The sequence below is a fragment of the Bradyrhizobium valentinum genome (genome assembly GCF_001440405.1).
Taxonomy (GTDB): Bacteria; Pseudomonadota; Alphaproteobacteria; order Rhizobiales; family Xanthobacteraceae; genus Bradyrhizobium; species Bradyrhizobium valentinum.
In genome coordinates, this window is sequence record NZ_LLXX01000062.1 from 1 (window position 1) to 15,611 (window position 15,611).

General features: G+C 62.4%; 14 protein-coding genes and 1 tRNA gene. 5 read left to right on the forward strand and 10 right to left on the reverse strand.

Features of this window, described 5'->3' with window-relative positions:
• A partial coding sequence (locus CP49_RS10360; protein WP_057850170.1) for a lytic transglycosylase domain-containing protein occupies positions 1-2,048 on the forward strand: 2,048 nt, incomplete at its 5' end.
• Positions 2,049-2,277: 229 nt separating this feature from the next.
• Here the strand turns inward: CP49_RS10360 and CP49_RS10365 are convergent.
• Complete coding sequence (locus CP49_RS10365) at positions 2,278-3,870, reverse strand: porin (protein WP_057850171.1); 1,593 nt, start codon at positions 3,868-3,870, stop codon at positions 2,278-2,280.
• Positions 3,871-4,872: 1,002 nt separating this feature from the next.
• On the opposite strand from CP49_RS10365, the gene CP49_RS10370 reads away from it, so the two are divergent.
• Both CP49_RS10370 and CP49_RS10375 read left to right on the forward strand, forming a co-directional pair.
• A tRNA-Ser gene (locus CP49_RS10370) sits at positions 4,873-4,966 on the forward strand.
• Between the two features lie 289 nt (positions 4,967-5,255).
• Positions 5,256-5,972, forward strand: coding sequence for a hypothetical protein (locus tag CP49_RS10375; RefSeq protein ID WP_057850172.1), 717 nt, complete (start codon positions 5,256-5,258; stop codon positions 5,970-5,972).
• 12 nt (positions 5,973-5,984) lie between these two features.
• Here CP49_RS10375 and CP49_RS10380 read toward each other — a convergent pair whose 3' ends face one another.
• The 7 genes from CP49_RS10380 to gatC all read right to left on the reverse strand — a co-directional run bounded on the left by CP49_RS10380 (position 5,985) and on the right by gatC (position 12,620).
• The gene (locus CP49_RS10380; RefSeq protein ID WP_245310640.1) at positions 5,985-6,779 is read right to left on the reverse strand and encodes a tetratricopeptide repeat protein; all 795 of its coding nucleotides are present in this window, start codon (positions 6,777-6,779) and stop codon (positions 5,985-5,987) included.
• 161 nt (positions 6,780-6,940) lie between these two features.
• Positions 6,941-7,207 carry a hypothetical protein gene (locus tag CP49_RS10385; RefSeq protein WP_057850173.1) on the reverse strand — a complete coding sequence of 89 codons (267 nt, stop codon included), beginning with the start codon at positions 7,205-7,207 and terminating at the stop codon, positions 6,941-6,943.
• 1,629 nt (positions 7,208-8,836) lie between these two features.
• Complete coding sequence (gene gatB / locus CP49_RS10390) at positions 8,837-10,321, reverse strand: Asp-tRNA(Asn)/Glu-tRNA(Gln) amidotransferase subunit GatB (RefSeq protein ID WP_057850174.1); 1,485 nt, start codon at positions 10,319-10,321, stop codon at positions 8,837-8,839.
• Positions 10,318-10,623, reverse strand: a complete 306-nt coding sequence (locus CP49_RS10395; protein WP_057850175.1) for a hypothetical protein — start codon at positions 10,621-10,623, stop codon at positions 10,318-10,320. Before CP49_RS10395 ends, gatB begins: the two co-directional genes overlap by 4 nt.
• Entirely contained in the window at positions 10,614-12,089 is a 1,476-nt protein-coding gene (gene gatA, locus CP49_RS10400; protein WP_057850176.1) for an Asp-tRNA(Asn)/Glu-tRNA(Gln) amidotransferase subunit GatA, read from the reverse strand. The genes CP49_RS10395 and gatA overlap by 10 nt, the downstream gene beginning before the upstream one ends.
• Complete coding sequence (locus CP49_RS10405; RefSeq protein ID WP_057850177.1) at positions 12,086-12,301, reverse strand: hypothetical protein; 216 nt, start codon at positions 12,299-12,301, stop codon at positions 12,086-12,088. The genes gatA and CP49_RS10405 overlap by 4 nt, the downstream gene beginning before the upstream one ends.
• A 31-nt stretch (positions 12,302-12,332) precedes the next feature.
• Positions 12,333-12,620, reverse strand: coding sequence for an Asp-tRNA(Asn)/Glu-tRNA(Gln) amidotransferase subunit GatC (gatC, locus tag CP49_RS10410; RefSeq protein WP_057850178.1), 288 nt, complete (start codon positions 12,618-12,620; stop codon positions 12,333-12,335).
• Between the two features lie 368 nt (positions 12,621-12,988).
• Between gatC and CP49_RS44480 the strand changes: the two genes are divergently transcribed.
• Positions 12,989-13,153, forward strand: coding sequence for a hypothetical protein (locus CP49_RS44480; RefSeq protein WP_156438248.1), 165 nt, complete (start codon positions 12,989-12,991; stop codon positions 13,151-13,153).
• Between the two features lie 27 nt (positions 13,154-13,180).
• Here CP49_RS44480 and CP49_RS10415 read toward each other — a convergent pair whose 3' ends face one another.
• Both CP49_RS10415 and CP49_RS10420 read right to left on the reverse strand, forming a co-directional pair.
• A complete protein-coding gene (locus CP49_RS10415) occupies positions 13,181-14,257 on the reverse strand; it encodes an NAD(P)H-dependent flavin oxidoreductase (protein WP_057850179.1) in 1,077 nt (358 codons plus the stop codon).
• A gap of 33 nt (positions 14,258-14,290) precedes the next feature.
• Positions 14,291-15,295: an NAD(P)H-dependent flavin oxidoreductase gene (locus tag CP49_RS10420; protein ID WP_276326596.1), complete on the reverse strand. Its 1,005-nt coding sequence runs from the start codon at positions 15,293-15,295 to the stop codon at positions 14,291-14,293.
• A 73-nt stretch (positions 15,296-15,368) separates the two neighbouring features.
• Here CP49_RS10420 and CP49_RS10425 point away from each other — a divergent pair.
• Positions 15,369-15,611 (forward strand): LysR family transcriptional regulator (locus CP49_RS10425; protein WP_156438252.1); only part of this gene is annotated, 243 nt, incomplete at its 3' end.

The window sequence follows — 15,611 nt, forward strand, 5'->3', positions numbered from 1 at the left end:
CCGCGGCCCATGCCGCCGCGGCGCCGGCCGCGCCCGCTCCAGCACCGGCAATCCTCGCGCCTGCTACGCGTCAGCATGCCGCCCCGCCCTATCAGCGCAAGCACGTGCCGGCAGCGGTAGCCGCATCATCCTCGACCTCGCAGGCCGACAAGGATGCGCTGCAGAACGTCATCGAACTGGTGCGCAAGCAGAAGCCCGGGGATGCAACGCAGGCGCAGGCCGCGATATCGGACCCGGTCGCCCGCAAACTCGCGGAATGGCTGATCCTGCGCAGCGACAACAATGGCGCTTCCGTCGAACGCTACCGCGCGTTTGTTTCGGGCAATCCAAGCTGGCCGTCGCAGACCTTCCTGCGCCGGCGCATCGAGGCAGCCCTGTGGGACGACCGCCGCGACGACGCGACCGTCTGGTCCTGGTTCGAAAACGAATCGCCGATCTCGGCCAAGGGCAAATTCGCGCTGGCGAAGGCCATGCTTGCGCGCGGCGATCGCAGCAATGCCGAGCGGCTGGTCCGCGAGGCGTGGCGCCACGATGGCATGTCGGAAGACACCGAGAACGCAGCCCTCGATATGTTCGGCGCACTGCTGACCGCGGGCGACCACAAGGCGCGAATGGACGCGCTGCTGTACGGCACCGAGCAGGAAGCAGGCGGCATGCGCGCTGCCAAGCGGCTCGGTTCAGGCCATGTCGCGCTGGCCAAGGCGCGCATCGCGGCCAACAAGAAATCCTCCAACCTCAAGACGCTGCTCGAGGCGGTGCCGCAGGAGCTGCACAATGATCCCGGCTACGTGTTTGCCAGGATCCAGTGGCTCCGCCGCGATGAGAAGTTCAACGAGGCCGCACAGCTCATGCTGGCCGTGCCGAAGGATCCGAACCGCCTGCACAATCTCAACGAATGGTGGATCGAGCGCCGCCTGCTGGCGCGCAAGATGCTGGACGTCGGCGAACATCGCAACGCCTACCTGATCGCGCGGGACGCCGCGCTTCCTTCCCGCGACATCTACAAGACCGAGCAGGAATTCACCGCGGGCTGGATCGCGCTGCGGTTCCTGAAGGACCCGGCGGTCGCCGCCCAGCACTTCGCGCGCATCGGCGTTGGCAGCGTGAACCCGACCGCGCTGGCGCGCGCCGGCTATTGGCAGGGCCGCGCGGCGGAAGCCGCGGGCCGCGCACAGGAAGCCCGCGCTGCCTATGGCCGAGCGGCCGAGCAATCGACCAGCTATTACGGTCAACTGGCACGCGCCAAGCTCGGCCTGCCGCAGCTCGGATTGAACGGCGTGCCGACCGGCCGCGGCCGCGGGGTTGATCGGCTTGAGATCGTCCGCGCCGTGCAGTTGCTTTATGAGCTCGACGAGCGCGAGCTCGCGATCCCGATTTTCGCCGACATGGGCGAGAATGGCGATCCCGATGCGCTGGTGGGCCTCGGCGAGCTCACCGCACGCCACAGGGACGCCCGCGGCATGCTGCTGCTCGGCAAGGCCGCGCTCAACCGCGGCCTGCCGTTCGACCATTACGCGTATCCGGTGATTGGTATCCCGTCGTTCAAGCAGATCGGGCCCGAAGTCGAGCCGAGCGTGATCTATTCGATCGCGCGGCAGGAAAGCGCCTTCAATCCCGCGGTCGTTTCACCGGCCCAGGCCTACGGGCTGATGCAGGTAACGCCGGACGCCGGTCGCTATGTCTGCAAACGGGCCGGCGTCAGTTTCGATCTCAACCGGATGAAAACCGACTCGGTCTACAATGCCATGCTTGGCGCCGCCGAACTCGGCGGGCTGCTCGAAGACTACCGCGGCTCCTACATCCTGACCTTCGCCGGCTACAATGCCGGCCGCGGCAGCGTCAAGAAATGGATCGAGCGTTATGGCGATCCGCGCGATCCCAAGGTCGACGCAGTCGACTGGGTCGAGCTGATTCCGTTCTCCGAAACGCGGAATTACGTGCAGCGGATCATGGAGAACATGCAGGTCTATCGCACGCGGTTCGGCGGCGGGACCAAACTTCAGATCGAAGCCGACCTGCATCGCGGCGCCAGCGCCAGCGTCGAATAGCAGCAAACTAGATTTACACGGCGCTGCCGGCCACGTCGTGCCGCACGGTGTCCCGCCTCAACGGTCCCGTCGGCTCCCACCTTCCAGCCAATATCACGGCCTGAGTTTCCAGGCGGCGACACCGCATGGCCGGATGCAGGGCCACAAACGATGGTGTCGGAGCACGACAAAGAAAAACCCCCGGCAGTTGCCTGCCGGGGGTTCTCCGAGTGTTTCAAGTCTTTCGGGATCAGAAGTTACGCTGAGCGCGAACGTTCAGGAACACAGTGCTCTGGTCCTTGAACTCGTACGCAGCGGTCGGCTTCGGAGCTGCCGGAGTCAGAATGGCAGCGCCCGTGAACTTCTGGTCGAGGAAGAACGCGCCGACTTCAGCCGAGAACGTCAGGTTCTTGACGGGAGTCCAGCGGGTGACCATACCAACCTGGGCAAAGTTGAAGTCGGGGTTGCAGCTATAGTCTGCAGACACGACCTTGCCGAAGTTGAAACTCGCGCAGAACTGACCCTTGGCGGTGAGGATGTCCAGAGCGTTGCCGCCGTAGCGAACCGAACCGTAGCTGCCCCAGAGGCTGGTCGACCAGTAGGGATCCCAGTTGTGGTTGAACGCACCACGGATACCCCATGCATCCACCAGCTTGATGTCGCCGGTGAGACCGCCGGTAATAAACCCGGGCAGGAAAACCCCATCAGCCGTTTGGCCGAAGCCGATGCTCTGGTAAGCACCACCGAGGCCGGTCGAACCGAACATCGCGAAGTTCGGCGAGGTACCGCTCGTGGCGACCACGGCCTTCGTCATACCCTTGGAGTAGGTGGCATCGATCTTGAAGTCGTCGCCCGGACCGGTCGGGAGGTTCTTGATCTGCAAGGCTGCCATCACCGCACCGCCCCACTTGTCTTCGGGGTGACCGGAGATTTCCGACAGGTTGTTCGGAGTGCCACCAACGTTGAGGATGTTGTAGGAAGCATTCACGAGATGCGCAGCACCCGAAATCTGGAACAGACCCCAGGCCTGGTCGACGCGGATGTTGCCGACGATGTCAGGAGCATGCGTTCCGCCGTAGGCGTTAGCACCAGCGGCCGTGGCTTGGACAGCACCCAATGCAAACCCTGCGGGTGTGGCGGCCACGCCGAGGTTCAGCAGGGAGGTACGGCCGTACTGGGTCGGATCGTCGAGGCCAATGGTGCCCGACACGCCGTTGCCGAACTGAGCGGTGTACTGGATGTTGTTGACGCCGGTGACGTAGTCAGGACCGCCCATCAAGAACGAGTTGTTGTTGCCCGGATAGCCGTTCCAAGGCGTCGCGAAAGCCGAAACCGACTTACCGAAGGTGAAGCCGGCGAACTGCATGAAGATCTGGTCAACTGCGACGTAGCCGCCGCCCGCGGTGTTGAGCGCGTTTGAAGCGCCGCCCGGGAACGCGGCAAGTGCGGCCGGGTTGCCAGTGCCGAAGTTGTTGAACTGGAAGTTACCCTGGCCGAAGGTGCGGACCACGCCGTATTCAGTGGCGGTACGGGTATCAACCGTGAGCGCCAGACGCGAACGGCTAGCGAAGTAATCCCGGTAGCGGTTACCCTGACCGAGATCGCCGCTCCAGGCCGGACCACCGTAGACGTTGCCGTTGAACGTGGTGTCAATGCGCAGGTAACCACCCAGCTTGATGCAGGTGTCGGTGCCCGGGATATAGAAGAAACCCGCACCATACAGGGAGCAGATCCTCACGTACTCGACCGCTTTGGCCTTTACGGGAAGATCGGCAGCCTGAGCTCCGCTCATGGCGATCAAACCCGCCGCTGAGCCGAGAATAAGGCTCTTAACCATCTTCATGTTAAACCTCCAAGTTGCTCTGTAGGGAAGGTTCCGGATCCGCTGGGTGAAACACCCTAAGGTTGGTTCCCTTGTCCCCTGAAACCCGCTTAGTCGCTTCGCGCCTTCGGACACTCCCGCATGAACGCGAGGGACTTAAGCGAACCACCTAAAACGGGACGACCTCGGGATGCCCCCCTCCGTCGCTTGATCACAATTACCGAGGACTCCTACACACGCAACAAAGGAACCGCTTCGAACGGCCCGACTCCGCCCCTTTTCCGAAATGTGTTGCACAAATAACACGCGATTGTGATTGAAGTTTTTCTGCAAGCTATTGTTTTTATTAGATATTTTTGATTAATTCTAATTGACGCGCCGACTGTGACGGTGGCAGCGCAACAAGCGGTTTGCGCCCCAATCAACGGTCCTCTCTCGCGTCGAATCGAAGGCGAGGTCGCCGAATCCGCAGTCGCGCATCCTGCCTATTATAGAGACAATGGACGAAGCCAGCCGGCCGCGGCGCGGGCTGCGAGGAACGCGAAGGCGGGTCGGTTCGCGACAATTAGTACGACTGAAGGGTGCCTTACCCATCGACGGACGCCCAACCAGGGCAAAAAGCCGGCGAAAAGCGGTGGAAGCCCGATAGTTTCCCGCGCCGAGATGCATTTATAGAGTGCGGCGAAGGCCGGCGCTTCGCGTCGAGGATCAGGAACCACGGCATGCGTGGAATCGAATCGGGCTCGCCAGCGACGCCGAATCAATTTCGCGCGATTTCGAAGCGGCGCGAGGTGAACACACACCGTAGTTACCGGCAGCGCTCCGGTATCGAGCACGCCTGCCAATCGATGCGACCCTGCCCCCGAGATGCAGAGTTCCGGAAAGATGCGCCTTAAACGCGCGCCACGGGATACGGTCCATCGCGGGAAATACGTGCCAAGCGACTGCGCCTCTAAATGGCCTTGGCGTAATCTGAATCTGCCGCTTGCGGCTGGCCCTCGCGTCAGGCATATCCGCGCTGATGGAGCTGTGGCCGAGTGGCTGAAGGCGGCGGTTTGCTAAACCGTTATAGGGTTGTAAAGCCCTATCGAGGGTTCGAATCCCTCCGGCTCCGCCAATCCCGCCTTGTCCAAGCCCTTTACGCTTCATCGCGGCAAGCCGCGATGAAGTGCAAGAGAAGCAGCGACGGCGGGCTGGTTCGAACTTTCTCCCTCCGGCTCCGCCATTGCTATTCATCTTGTTGATATGAATACCGAGCCGATTGGTCCATTGTTGGGCCCATAATCAAAGCTTCAAACAAATCTACTGCCAAATCGGCAGCCCGCTCTGAGCCGATTCCAATTGTACCGCCCGCGTCCATACAGTCCAGCGCTGCAAGCATCGAACATCCAACCCTTGGAGAAAACATGACTTCGCAACAAGAGAGTTCGATGACGCTGACGTTCCGCTGCCCGATCGAACTGGACGGGCTGCTGCCACCGCCGGTGCCGGCAGCGCTCGGCGTGCCCGACTGGTTCAAGGCGATGCCGTCACAGGCATTCAATCCGGTCCTTTTCCGGGTCGGCGACACGCTCAAGCGTTGTCCGCCCTTTGTCGACGCCATGACCTCCGGCTTTTTGATTCCGCTGATCTGCGACCTGAAGATCGAGAACGGCGAATTCACCTGGGACAACGATCTGCCGCCGGGCGGAGAGGTCGGCTTCGTACGCTCGCCGGTCGGCTTCCACGACGCCAGTCAGGTCAGCGGCACGCCGCTGTTCGACGCCGATCGCTTCCTGATCAAATTCCACAACCTGTGGACGATCCAGGCGCCGGAAGGCTATTCGGTGCTGTTCACGCATCCGGCCAACCGCTTCGATTTGCCGTTCACCACGCTGACCGGTCTGGTCGATTGCGACCTCTACCATGACAACTGGATACATTTTCCGGCGCATTGGCACGATGCGAATTTCAGCGGCGTGCTGCCGAAGGGCACGCCGGTCGCTCAGTGCATGCCAGTCAAACGAGAAAGCTGGATCGCGCGCACGGCGACATTCACCAAAGAAGATGCGCAGCGGACGCACGATCTCACAACCGCGATCTACCGCGAGACTGGCATCTATCGCCGGCAATTCCGGGCATAACGACAGTCAGCCTCATTCAACGCCAAGGAACTTCGCGGCGGCGCTCGGCCGCAGGAAGAAACGGCCATGCGAAGCGGCGGCGAGCGAGGTGAGCGCCTGCCCGGTCAACTGCGGCGCGCCACGCGTTATCGCACGCAGGTTCGCTTCTCCCGCCTCGCGCTCACCCATCTCAAGCTGGCAGATGCCGAGATTGGTTCGCGTCACGGCATCGTCGGGCCGCATCCCGAGCGCGCGCCGATAGAGATCGGCAGCGGCGGCATATTCACCGTCCAGCCCCATCACCTTGGCCAACCCAACCAGAACATCGTACCGCTCCGGCGCCGCCGCGAGCAGTTGCGAAAAAATGGCGCGCGCCTTGGCGCGATCGTTGCGTTTCATATGGAGATACCCAAGCTGCGCTCGCAGATCGGCTGCGTCGGGGGTGAGCGCAAGCCCGCTTTCGAGCACCGCGATGGCCTCGTCGACGCGTCCAACTTTGCCAAGCTGGCCGGCATATTCGAGAAACGCCGGTGGAAATGGCGGACGCCGCGCAATGATCCGGCGCAACCGGTCAAGCGCCTCGTCGCCCCGCCCGATGGCGGCCAATGCCCCGGCCAGCAGGGTTTCGATCTGCGGATCGTCACTGCGACGCGCCGCCCTCTCCAACGGGGCGATCGCCTCGTCGGCACGGTTCTGCATCAGCAGCGCGCGTCCGAGAATTTGCGCGGCAAGGGCATTGCCCCGGTCCGATTTCAATACGCCAAAGGCAAGCCGCTCGGCCTCATTGGGACGCTGCATCCGCAGCGCAAACGCCGCGCTTTCGAGCACCTGACTGCTCGAACCCGGCCGTTGGATATTTGATGGATGTGGCGGGCGCTTCGACATCGACCCAAGAATAGGCCATAAACAAGATTGCGCCAGCCGGCCGGTCCGGATTTCTCCGCGATTTCCGCTCCAGCCGCCACGGCGCCGGCCGGAAGGCGTCGTCCTTAGTATGCCGTCATCCAGGCGCGAGCTTCGCGCTGCGCGGTGGCGATCTCGGCATCCGACATCATCGCAGCGACTTCGCGGCGCATGGAGATTGCATCCGCGCGCCCCTTCAGCGCGGCGAGATTGAACCATTTGTGGGCCGCGACGAGGTTCACCACGCCGGAACGACCGCTCGCCCAGTAAAGGCCGCGCTCGAACAGCACGTCCGGGATCGCCGTCGCCTCTACCGGAATTGCCGTATCGAGATCAATCTGCCCCTGAAACATCCGTAGCTCCCCTTTTTATCGTTGCCGCCCTCCCCCGAGCGCGGCCCCTGTCCACTGTTGAAACGCCTGTCATCCCAGCGCGCGATCAGCAAAAGTGGAAACCGGTTTTGCGTCCGATCGCGCGCCCTTTATTAGAGAGCGCATGATCTGATCGCCAAACCGCCCACACTTTGGCGGATCATGCGCGTACCGTTTTCCGGTCTGTTGTTGGGATGATCATGGCCGATCAAATTTGAAGGGCAGTTTAAGGTTCGCGATGAACGGGGTGTAAACGCGCGTATTGCGCTGCCGGACGCGAAATCGCAGAAGTGCCTGCGGCACAGGGAGAAGTGGCCAATCGTGAAGTTCGGTTTACCCTGCGGCTTCGCAGAACGATAACCATTGCGGCAACGTCGGTGTCTTCATTCGCCACTGCGCCGGCGCGACAGGCCGCCGCACGATGATGTGTTCAGCGGAAATGATCCGGTGTCCCACCACTTCTGCGGTCACCCGGAAGATCACGCCGCGGCCGGATACAGTGGATGACCCGCTTGGCGGAACAGGCGGAACCGAAACAATCCACGCCTGCGAACGATCAAAATAAACGGGGAAAACCTTTGGCGCCGGACGCGTGATGCGCGGGCTATCGGAGCGCTCCAGCGAAAGCGGGCGTTCCGGGGACGAGTACGCCCCGAGGGAACGAGGGCGTCGGCGAACACGTCAGGACCAGATTTCACGCCGGGCTTGGGCCCTGGTGAAATTGCGGATCTCCGGAGATACCCGCACCGAACGAAGAAAACTCATTTCTTCTGCCGGACCGGTTTTTGAAAGAGCGAACCCCTTCGAAATACGATCCAGCCGTTTGACCTGATGTCTCGCCGACACCCTCTTTCGTCAACCAGAGCAGTCAGACCTTAAATCCGCTTCGAGAAGCAAACCGTATCTGAAGGCTCTAATGACGTGCCGGCATCAAGCCGCCGGCAATTCTCAGAGAAGCGAAGTTACTTCTTCTTCTTGGCGACCTTGCGGGTCTTCTTCGCAGTCTTCTTCACTGCGCTCTTCGCCTTCTTTGCCTTCTTAGCTTTCTTGGCCATGTTGCCCTCCTAATGTAGTGAGATGGCTTAATCGCTGCGTGCACTCGGGAATCGAGATGCACTACATCCCGAATACACCAACACATTCAAAAAAACAGCGTCCCGCTTAAGGAAGTGTTGACGCGGCAATGTGAGAGCGCGCGAAGCGTCGACGTCGGCGACACCACAACATGCTCGCGCCTCGATGCAAAAAGTGCCGCAACGACGGGCATTGGCATTTGTCAATATTGAAGAAAGCGCCTGTGCCGCAGTACTTTCTTTAATTCACGATAGCGACGATCGATGAACGATCAGTGTAGTCGCGACTCAATGATGCCGCGAAAATGCCGTGTGCACGGACTCTGAGTCGCGAACTTTGGCAATAAAAAAATTTTCGTGGTGACAGCGTTGGCGTCTCGCCGACGCGCGCCAAAAACGAATTTTCCGGACGAATCGTAACCGCCGATTCGGACGCGCACTTGCAGTCGCGATGGCGAGTTTGGATCGCGATGAACGATCGATGCATACACGCGCGCATCGATCACGACGTTGCAAGCGTGTCCCGTTACGGGACGATTCAGATGCCGAGCTTCGCCTTCAAGAGGTCGTTGACCGCCTGCGGGTTGGCCTTGCCGCCAGACTGCTTCATCACCTGGCCGACGAACCAGCCGGCGAGTTGCGGCTTGGCTTTCGCCTGCGCGACCTTGTCCGGATTGGCGGCGATGATGTCGTCGACCACCTTTTCGATCGCGCCGAGATCGGTGACCTGCTTCATGCCGCGCGCCTCGACCAGCTCGCGCGGGTCGCCGCCTTCCGTCCAGACGATCTCGAACAGGTCTTTGGCGATCTTGCCGGAGATCGTGCCCTCGCCGATCAGGCCGACGATCGCAGCTAGCTGCGCCGCCGACACCGGCGAGTCCGCGATTCCATGGCCTTCCTTGTTGAGACGGCCGAACAGCTCGTTGATCACCCAATTGGCCGCGAGCTTGCCGTCGCGCGCCTTGTCGGCAAGACCCGCGAGCACGGTTTCGTAAAAGTCCGCGCTCTCGCGCTCGGCCACCAGCACGCTGGCATCGTAGGGCGACAGACCGAGGCTCTCGATGAAGCGCGCCTTCTTCTGGTCCGGCAGTTCCGGAAGCTTCGCCTTGAGCTCATCGACATAGCTTTGTGTGAACTCGAGCGGCAGCAGATCCGGATCCGGGAAATAGCGATAATCATGCGCTTCTTCCTTGGAGCGCATCGAGCGTGTCTCGCCCTTGTTCGGGTCGAACAACCGCGTTTCCTGGTCGATCGTGCCGCCATCCTCGATGATCTCGATCTGGCGCCGCGCCTCGTACTCGATCGCCTGGCCAATGAAATTGATCGAGTTCATGTTCTTGATTTCGCAGCGGGTGCCGAGGGGACCGCCCGGCTTGCGCACGGAAACGTTGACATCGGCGCGCAACGAACCCTTCTCCATGTCACCGTCGCAGGTGCCGAGATAGCGCAGGATCGAACGCAGCTTGGTCACATAGGCCTTTGCCTGCTCGGCATCGCGGATGTCGGGTTTCGACACGATCTCCATCAGCGCCACACCGGAGCGGTTGAGGTCGACGTAGGACATGGTCGGGCTCTGGTCGTGCAGCAACTTGCCGGCGTCCTGTTCCAGATGCAGCCGCTCGATGCCGACCGTGGCGGTCTTGCCGCCATCCAATTCAACTACGACCTCGCCCTCGCCCACGATCGGCGATTTATACTGACTGATCTGATAGCCCTGCGGCAGATCCGGATAGAAATAGTTCTTGCGGTCGAACACCGAGCGCAGGTTGATCTGCGCATTCAATCCGAGGCCCGTCCTGACAGCCTGCCTGACGCATTCCTCATTGATGACAGGCAGCATGCCCGGCATCGCCGCATCGACCAGCGACACATGGCTGTTGGGCTCGCCGCCGAACTCGGTCGAGGCGCCCGAGAACAGTTTTGACTTCGAGGTGACCTGGGCGTGGATCTCCATCCCGATCACGACTTCCCAGTCGCCGGTCTGGCCCTTGATCAGTTTTCCCGGCTTGACTGACACGTTCATGCTTTTCCACTCCCGAGCAGCGCGGACACGATCCGCTCCCATTCGGCTTCCAGAGAATCCTTCGCCACCGGCTGGCCGGCCTGGCGATACCAGTAGCCGGCGTTGCCGAGATCGCCTTCGACACGGTGCAGATAGGCATGCACCCAGGCCGCCTCGGCGCTTCCTTCATCCTGCACGATCTTGTGCGCCCGGCCCCAGTCGCCCTTCGCGGCCCACCGCAATGCAACGAGCAGCGGTCCCAGGCTAGGCGCCGGCGCGGCGTCCGACAGGCTGGCGCGGAAATCCGCCATCGCTACCACCATCTCGGCGGTGTGAAGCGGCCAGCCGCCTGTTCCACGACTTCGCCGAGCGAGAACAACATCTCTTCGTCGAACGGACGGCCGATCAGTTGCAGGCCAAGCGGCAGACCCTGCGCATCCTTGCCGGCCGGCACGGCAATGCCCGGCAGTCCCGCCATGTTCACCGTCACCGTGAAGATGTCGTTGAGATACATCTCGACCGGATCGGCGCCGCCCTTCTCGCCAACGCCGAAGGCGGCCGACGGCGTCGCCGGCGTCAGGATTGCGCTGACCCCCTTGGCGAAGCAGTCCTCAAAATCCTTCTTGATCAGCGTGCGGACTTTTTGCGCACGCAGGTAATAGGCGTCGTAATAGCCGGCGGAGAGCACATAGGTGCCGATCATGACGCGGCGGCGGACTTCATCGCCAAAGCCTTCAGCGCGGGTGCTCTCGTACAACTCGCCAATGCTGCGGCCCGGCATGCGCAGGCCGTAGCGCACGCCGTCGTAGCGCGCGAGGTTGGACGAGGCTTCCGCCGGCGCAACGATATAATAGGCCGGCAACGCATATTTGGTGTGCGGCAGAGACACCTCGACCAGTTCGGCGCCGGCCGCTTTCAGCCACGCCGCGCCCTCCGTCCAGAGCTTTTCGATTTCCGCCGGCATGCCGTCGAGGCGGTACTCCTTGGGAATGCCGATCTTCATGCCCTTGACGGATTTTCCGATCGCGGCCTCGTAATCGGGCACGCCGATGTCGACGGAGGTCGTGTCCTTCGGATCATGGCCTGCCATTGAGCGCATCAGGATCGCAGAATCGCGCACTGTGCGCGCAATGGGTCCTGCCTGGTCCAGCGAAGACGCGAACGCCACGATGCCCCAACGCGAACAGCGGCCGTAGGTCGGCTTGACGCCGACGGTCGCGGTGAAGGCGGCGGGCTGGCGGATCGAGCCGCCGGTATCGGTCGCGGTCGCGCCCATGCAGAGCAGCGCTGCCACGGCGGATGCCGATCCGCCGGATGAGCCGCCCGGAACCAGCGTGGTGTTGGAACCTTCGCGCCGCCACGGATTGACCACCGGCCCGAAGCACGAGGTCTCGTTCGACGAGCCCATCGCGAATTCGTCGTTGTTGAGCTTGCCGAGCATCACGGCGCCGTCGCGCCAGAGCTGCGAGGTCACAGTCGATTCATAAGGCGGCACGAAATTGCCGAGGATCTTTGAGCACGCGGTGGTGCGCACGTCCTTGGTCGCGAACAGATCCTTGATGCCGAGCGGAATGCCGGCCAGCGGACCGCCCTCGCCCTTGGCGATTTTCGCGTCGATTGCGCGCGCCATGGCGCGGGCCTGATCCGGCGTTTCCAGCACGAAGGCATTGAGCGAACGCGCCGCTTCGATGGCGGCGAGATGCGCATCCGTCAGTTCAAGCGAGGTGAAAGATTTGTTCGCGAGGCCGGCTTTGGCCTCGGCGATCGTCATCGATGTCAGGTCGGTCATTTATTGATCGGGCTGCAGAAGAAAGGAGAAAGCGTCTTGTCGTTGGCGGGGCTATTCGATTCCTGGGCGCGCGCCTTGTCGGCGGCCTCGAGCTGATCGAGGACGGCGTCCATCGCCTTGTCGGGATCGGCGGCCTTGCCCTGCCGCTCCATCGCGTCGAGATAGTTCATGTAGGCCTGATAGGCCTTTTCATCGTCGCAGAGCAGACACATCGGCGTTTCCGATCTCGAAACAGAGTAAAAGCTACTCAACGACCTTCGGCACCAGGAAGAAGTGATTTTGCGTTTCCGGCGCGTTTCTGACGATGTCGTCAGGGATCTCGCCGTCACTGACCACGTCGGCACGCTTCTTCATTTCCATCGGGGTTACCGAGGTCATCGGTTCGACGCCGTCGACGTTCACTTCCGAAAGCTGCTCCACGAAAGCCAGCATGGCATTCAGCTCACCCTGCAGATGGGGAACCTCGGCCTCGGTGACCGCAATTCGCGCCAAATGCGCGATGCGGCGAACGGTGGCGGCATCAACGGACATAAATATAGGCCTCGAACGGAGAATTAGCATCTGCCGTATAGCAGAGGCCGCTTTTGCGCCGCAACCGCGGGAGCAGGCGCCGAATGTCCGCTTTTTACGGACCTGAGGTCGATCTTGCCCAGGCACACAAGATTTTGAGCCCAAAGCGCCCTGACGAAACCCGTTTACCTCCTTACGTAGTGCTCCTGAAACAGTCGGGGGAATGCAATCGCGGCCTAGGCAATCGGGAGGCCGGGCCGCGTCGACCATCGAAAATGACGGTGCCGGGTCAGAAAGCTGGCATCCTGCCCTCTGGTCCATCGGGACTGTGCTCGGCGCCGCGATCGTCTACCTCGCCTGCCTAATCTGACAAAACAGGAGGGAAAGCCATGTCTCGGGCTAAGATCCTGCAGGAAAAGGCGGAAATGTTCGAACGCCGCGCGGAAAGCGCGACCGATCCGATCTCAAGGCAACATTACAAAGAGATGGCCGCGCATTACCGTTCGCTGGCCGCCGAGCATCTGGACGTCAGGCGCGACGAGCCGGCGCATTAGGACAGCAAGATCGCCCCAGGCCGCCGACTAGCCACCCAGCGCGCCGAACCGCGCCAACGCGGCACCCGCGAGCGAACGGGTCAGCTCCGCCGCCGGCATCTCGCGGCCCATCCGCACTGCCTGCCCGGCCCAGAGATTGGTGAAATCGACCTTGCCGAGCTTTTCGGCTGCCGCCTTCAGCGGTCCGAGCGCAGTGGCGGCGTGCGGGAACGCGGGTGCATCCGCCGAAATCGGCCCGACCTCGCGCATGACGCGGTTGGCGACGCCGCGCGCGGGGCGCCCGGACATGACATTGGTGATGACGGTGGAATCGTCATGCGCCTGGGCCAGCGCCGTGCGCGCAGGTCCGATCACCTTGGATTCCGGGCAGCGCAGATAGGCACTGCCGATCTGCACGCCAGACGCGCCGAGCGCGAACGCCGCAGCAATCCCGCGCCCGTCGGCGATGCCGCCGGCCGCGATCACCGGCACCTTCACCGCATCGACCACCTGCGGCACCAGCGCGAACGTGCCGGGCTGCTGGGCGATATTGTCGGTCAGGAACATGCCGCGATGGCCGCCGGCCTCCGCGCCTTGCGCGATGATGACGTCAGCACCGTTTTCCTCCAGCCAGATCGCTTCCTTCACGATGGTCGCCGAGGACATTACGATGGATCCCGCCGCCTTCACGCGCTTGACCAGCGCCGGATCCGGCAGGCCGAAATGGAAGCTCACCACTTCCGGCTTCAGCTCTTCCACCACCGCGCACATCGCCTCGTCGAACGGCGCCCGATTGGCGGCGTTGATCGGCGCAGCAGGATCGATTCCCAATTCCTTGTAATAGGCGGCAAGCCGCGCCTTCCATCCGGCCTCGCGCGCAGGATCGGCATCGACCGGCTTGTGACACATGAAGTTCATGTTGACCGGCGCCGTGACGCGCTGACGAATGATGTTGACCTGCTCGCGCGCCTTCTCGGCCGAGATCATCGCGCATGGCAGCGACCCCAGCGCCCCACCCTGCGCCGCCGCGATCACCAGCTCGGCGTCCATGATGCCGGCCATCGGCGCCAGCACGATCGGAAATTCGGTCTTGAAGAGGTCGATGATCCGGCGGTCTGGCCACATGGTTCTGCTCGCTTGATTTGAAGATGGATGCGCTCAGGCTGCGACGGAGTTACGCCGTCCGCCCAATATCTGCTCTGCCTCGGTGACGATCCTGTCAACGATCTCGCCAGCCGGCGCGATATCATGGATCAGTCCGACGGCTTCGCCGGCAATGACGGCGGCGATGTCAAAATTGCCAGCCGCCCTCGCCGCCGCATAATCGGCCGCGACGGCCTGGGCGTTTTGCATGAGTTCGACCTCGCGCCCCATCCAGCGCCGCGCATGATCGTTGATCAGGCAGCGGCCGGTAAACGGCGCCGGCCAAACATTGTTGCGCGAGAGATCGAAGATGATGCCGCGGACACTGTTGCCGCTCGACGCCGCACAGATACGCTTCTTGGCTTCCTCGGGCCCGTCACATTCCTCGCTCGCGTAAAAGCGCGTGCCGAGCAGCACGCCGGATGCGCCCAGCATCATCATCGCCGCCAGCCCGCGGCCATCGCCGATGCCGCCGGCGGCTGCGACCGGCACGCGACCGGCCGCGAGATCGACGATCGCGGGCACGATGTCGATTGTCGTCCGCGACGCGCCGTGACCACCGGCTTCCGTTCCCTGCGCGATCAGAATGTCGGCGCCTGCATCGAGGGCCTGCCGCGCCATGTCTTCGGTTTGCACCTGGCAAATCAGGAGCGCGCCTGACGCCTTGATGCGAGATGCAAAGGGGATGGGATCGCCGAACGAAAGCATGATCGCGCGCGGATCGGCTTCAAGCGCGATGTCCAGCAGCGCGGGCTGCTTCCCAAGGCTCCAGGTGATGAAGCCGATGCCAAAGGGATCAGGGGTATTGGCGAGCTTCGCGGTTTCCTGCTCCAGCCAAGCTCGGTCACCATAGCCTCCACCGAGAATGCCAAAGCCGCCGGCGGCGCTGACCGCCGATGTGAGGCGTGCGCCCGCGATGACATCCATCGGCGCGGACAGGATCGGATGTTGGATGCCCAGGCGGGCAGTCAGCGGCGTGGAGATCGGCATGTCCATTCCCTGAAATCTGGACAGCGACATTAGATCGAACTATCATTCTCTAAAAATGAATACTAGAGAATTCTGATATCTCTAAAATGAAACGGAACGCGCCGTGGAGTTAAGCGATCTTCTGACCTTTTCGACGGTTGCGCGGCTGGGCGGCATCACTCGCGCTGCAGACGAACTCAACACCGTGCAATCCAACGTCACGCAGCGGGTGAAGGCGCTCGAAGCCGAGATCGGCACCGCGCTGTTCGAACGGCACAGCCGCGGCATGACGCTGACCGGCGCCGGCCGCCGCCTGCTGCCCTACGCGCAGCGGATGGCCGCGCTGTCGCGCGAGGCGCTGCTGGCC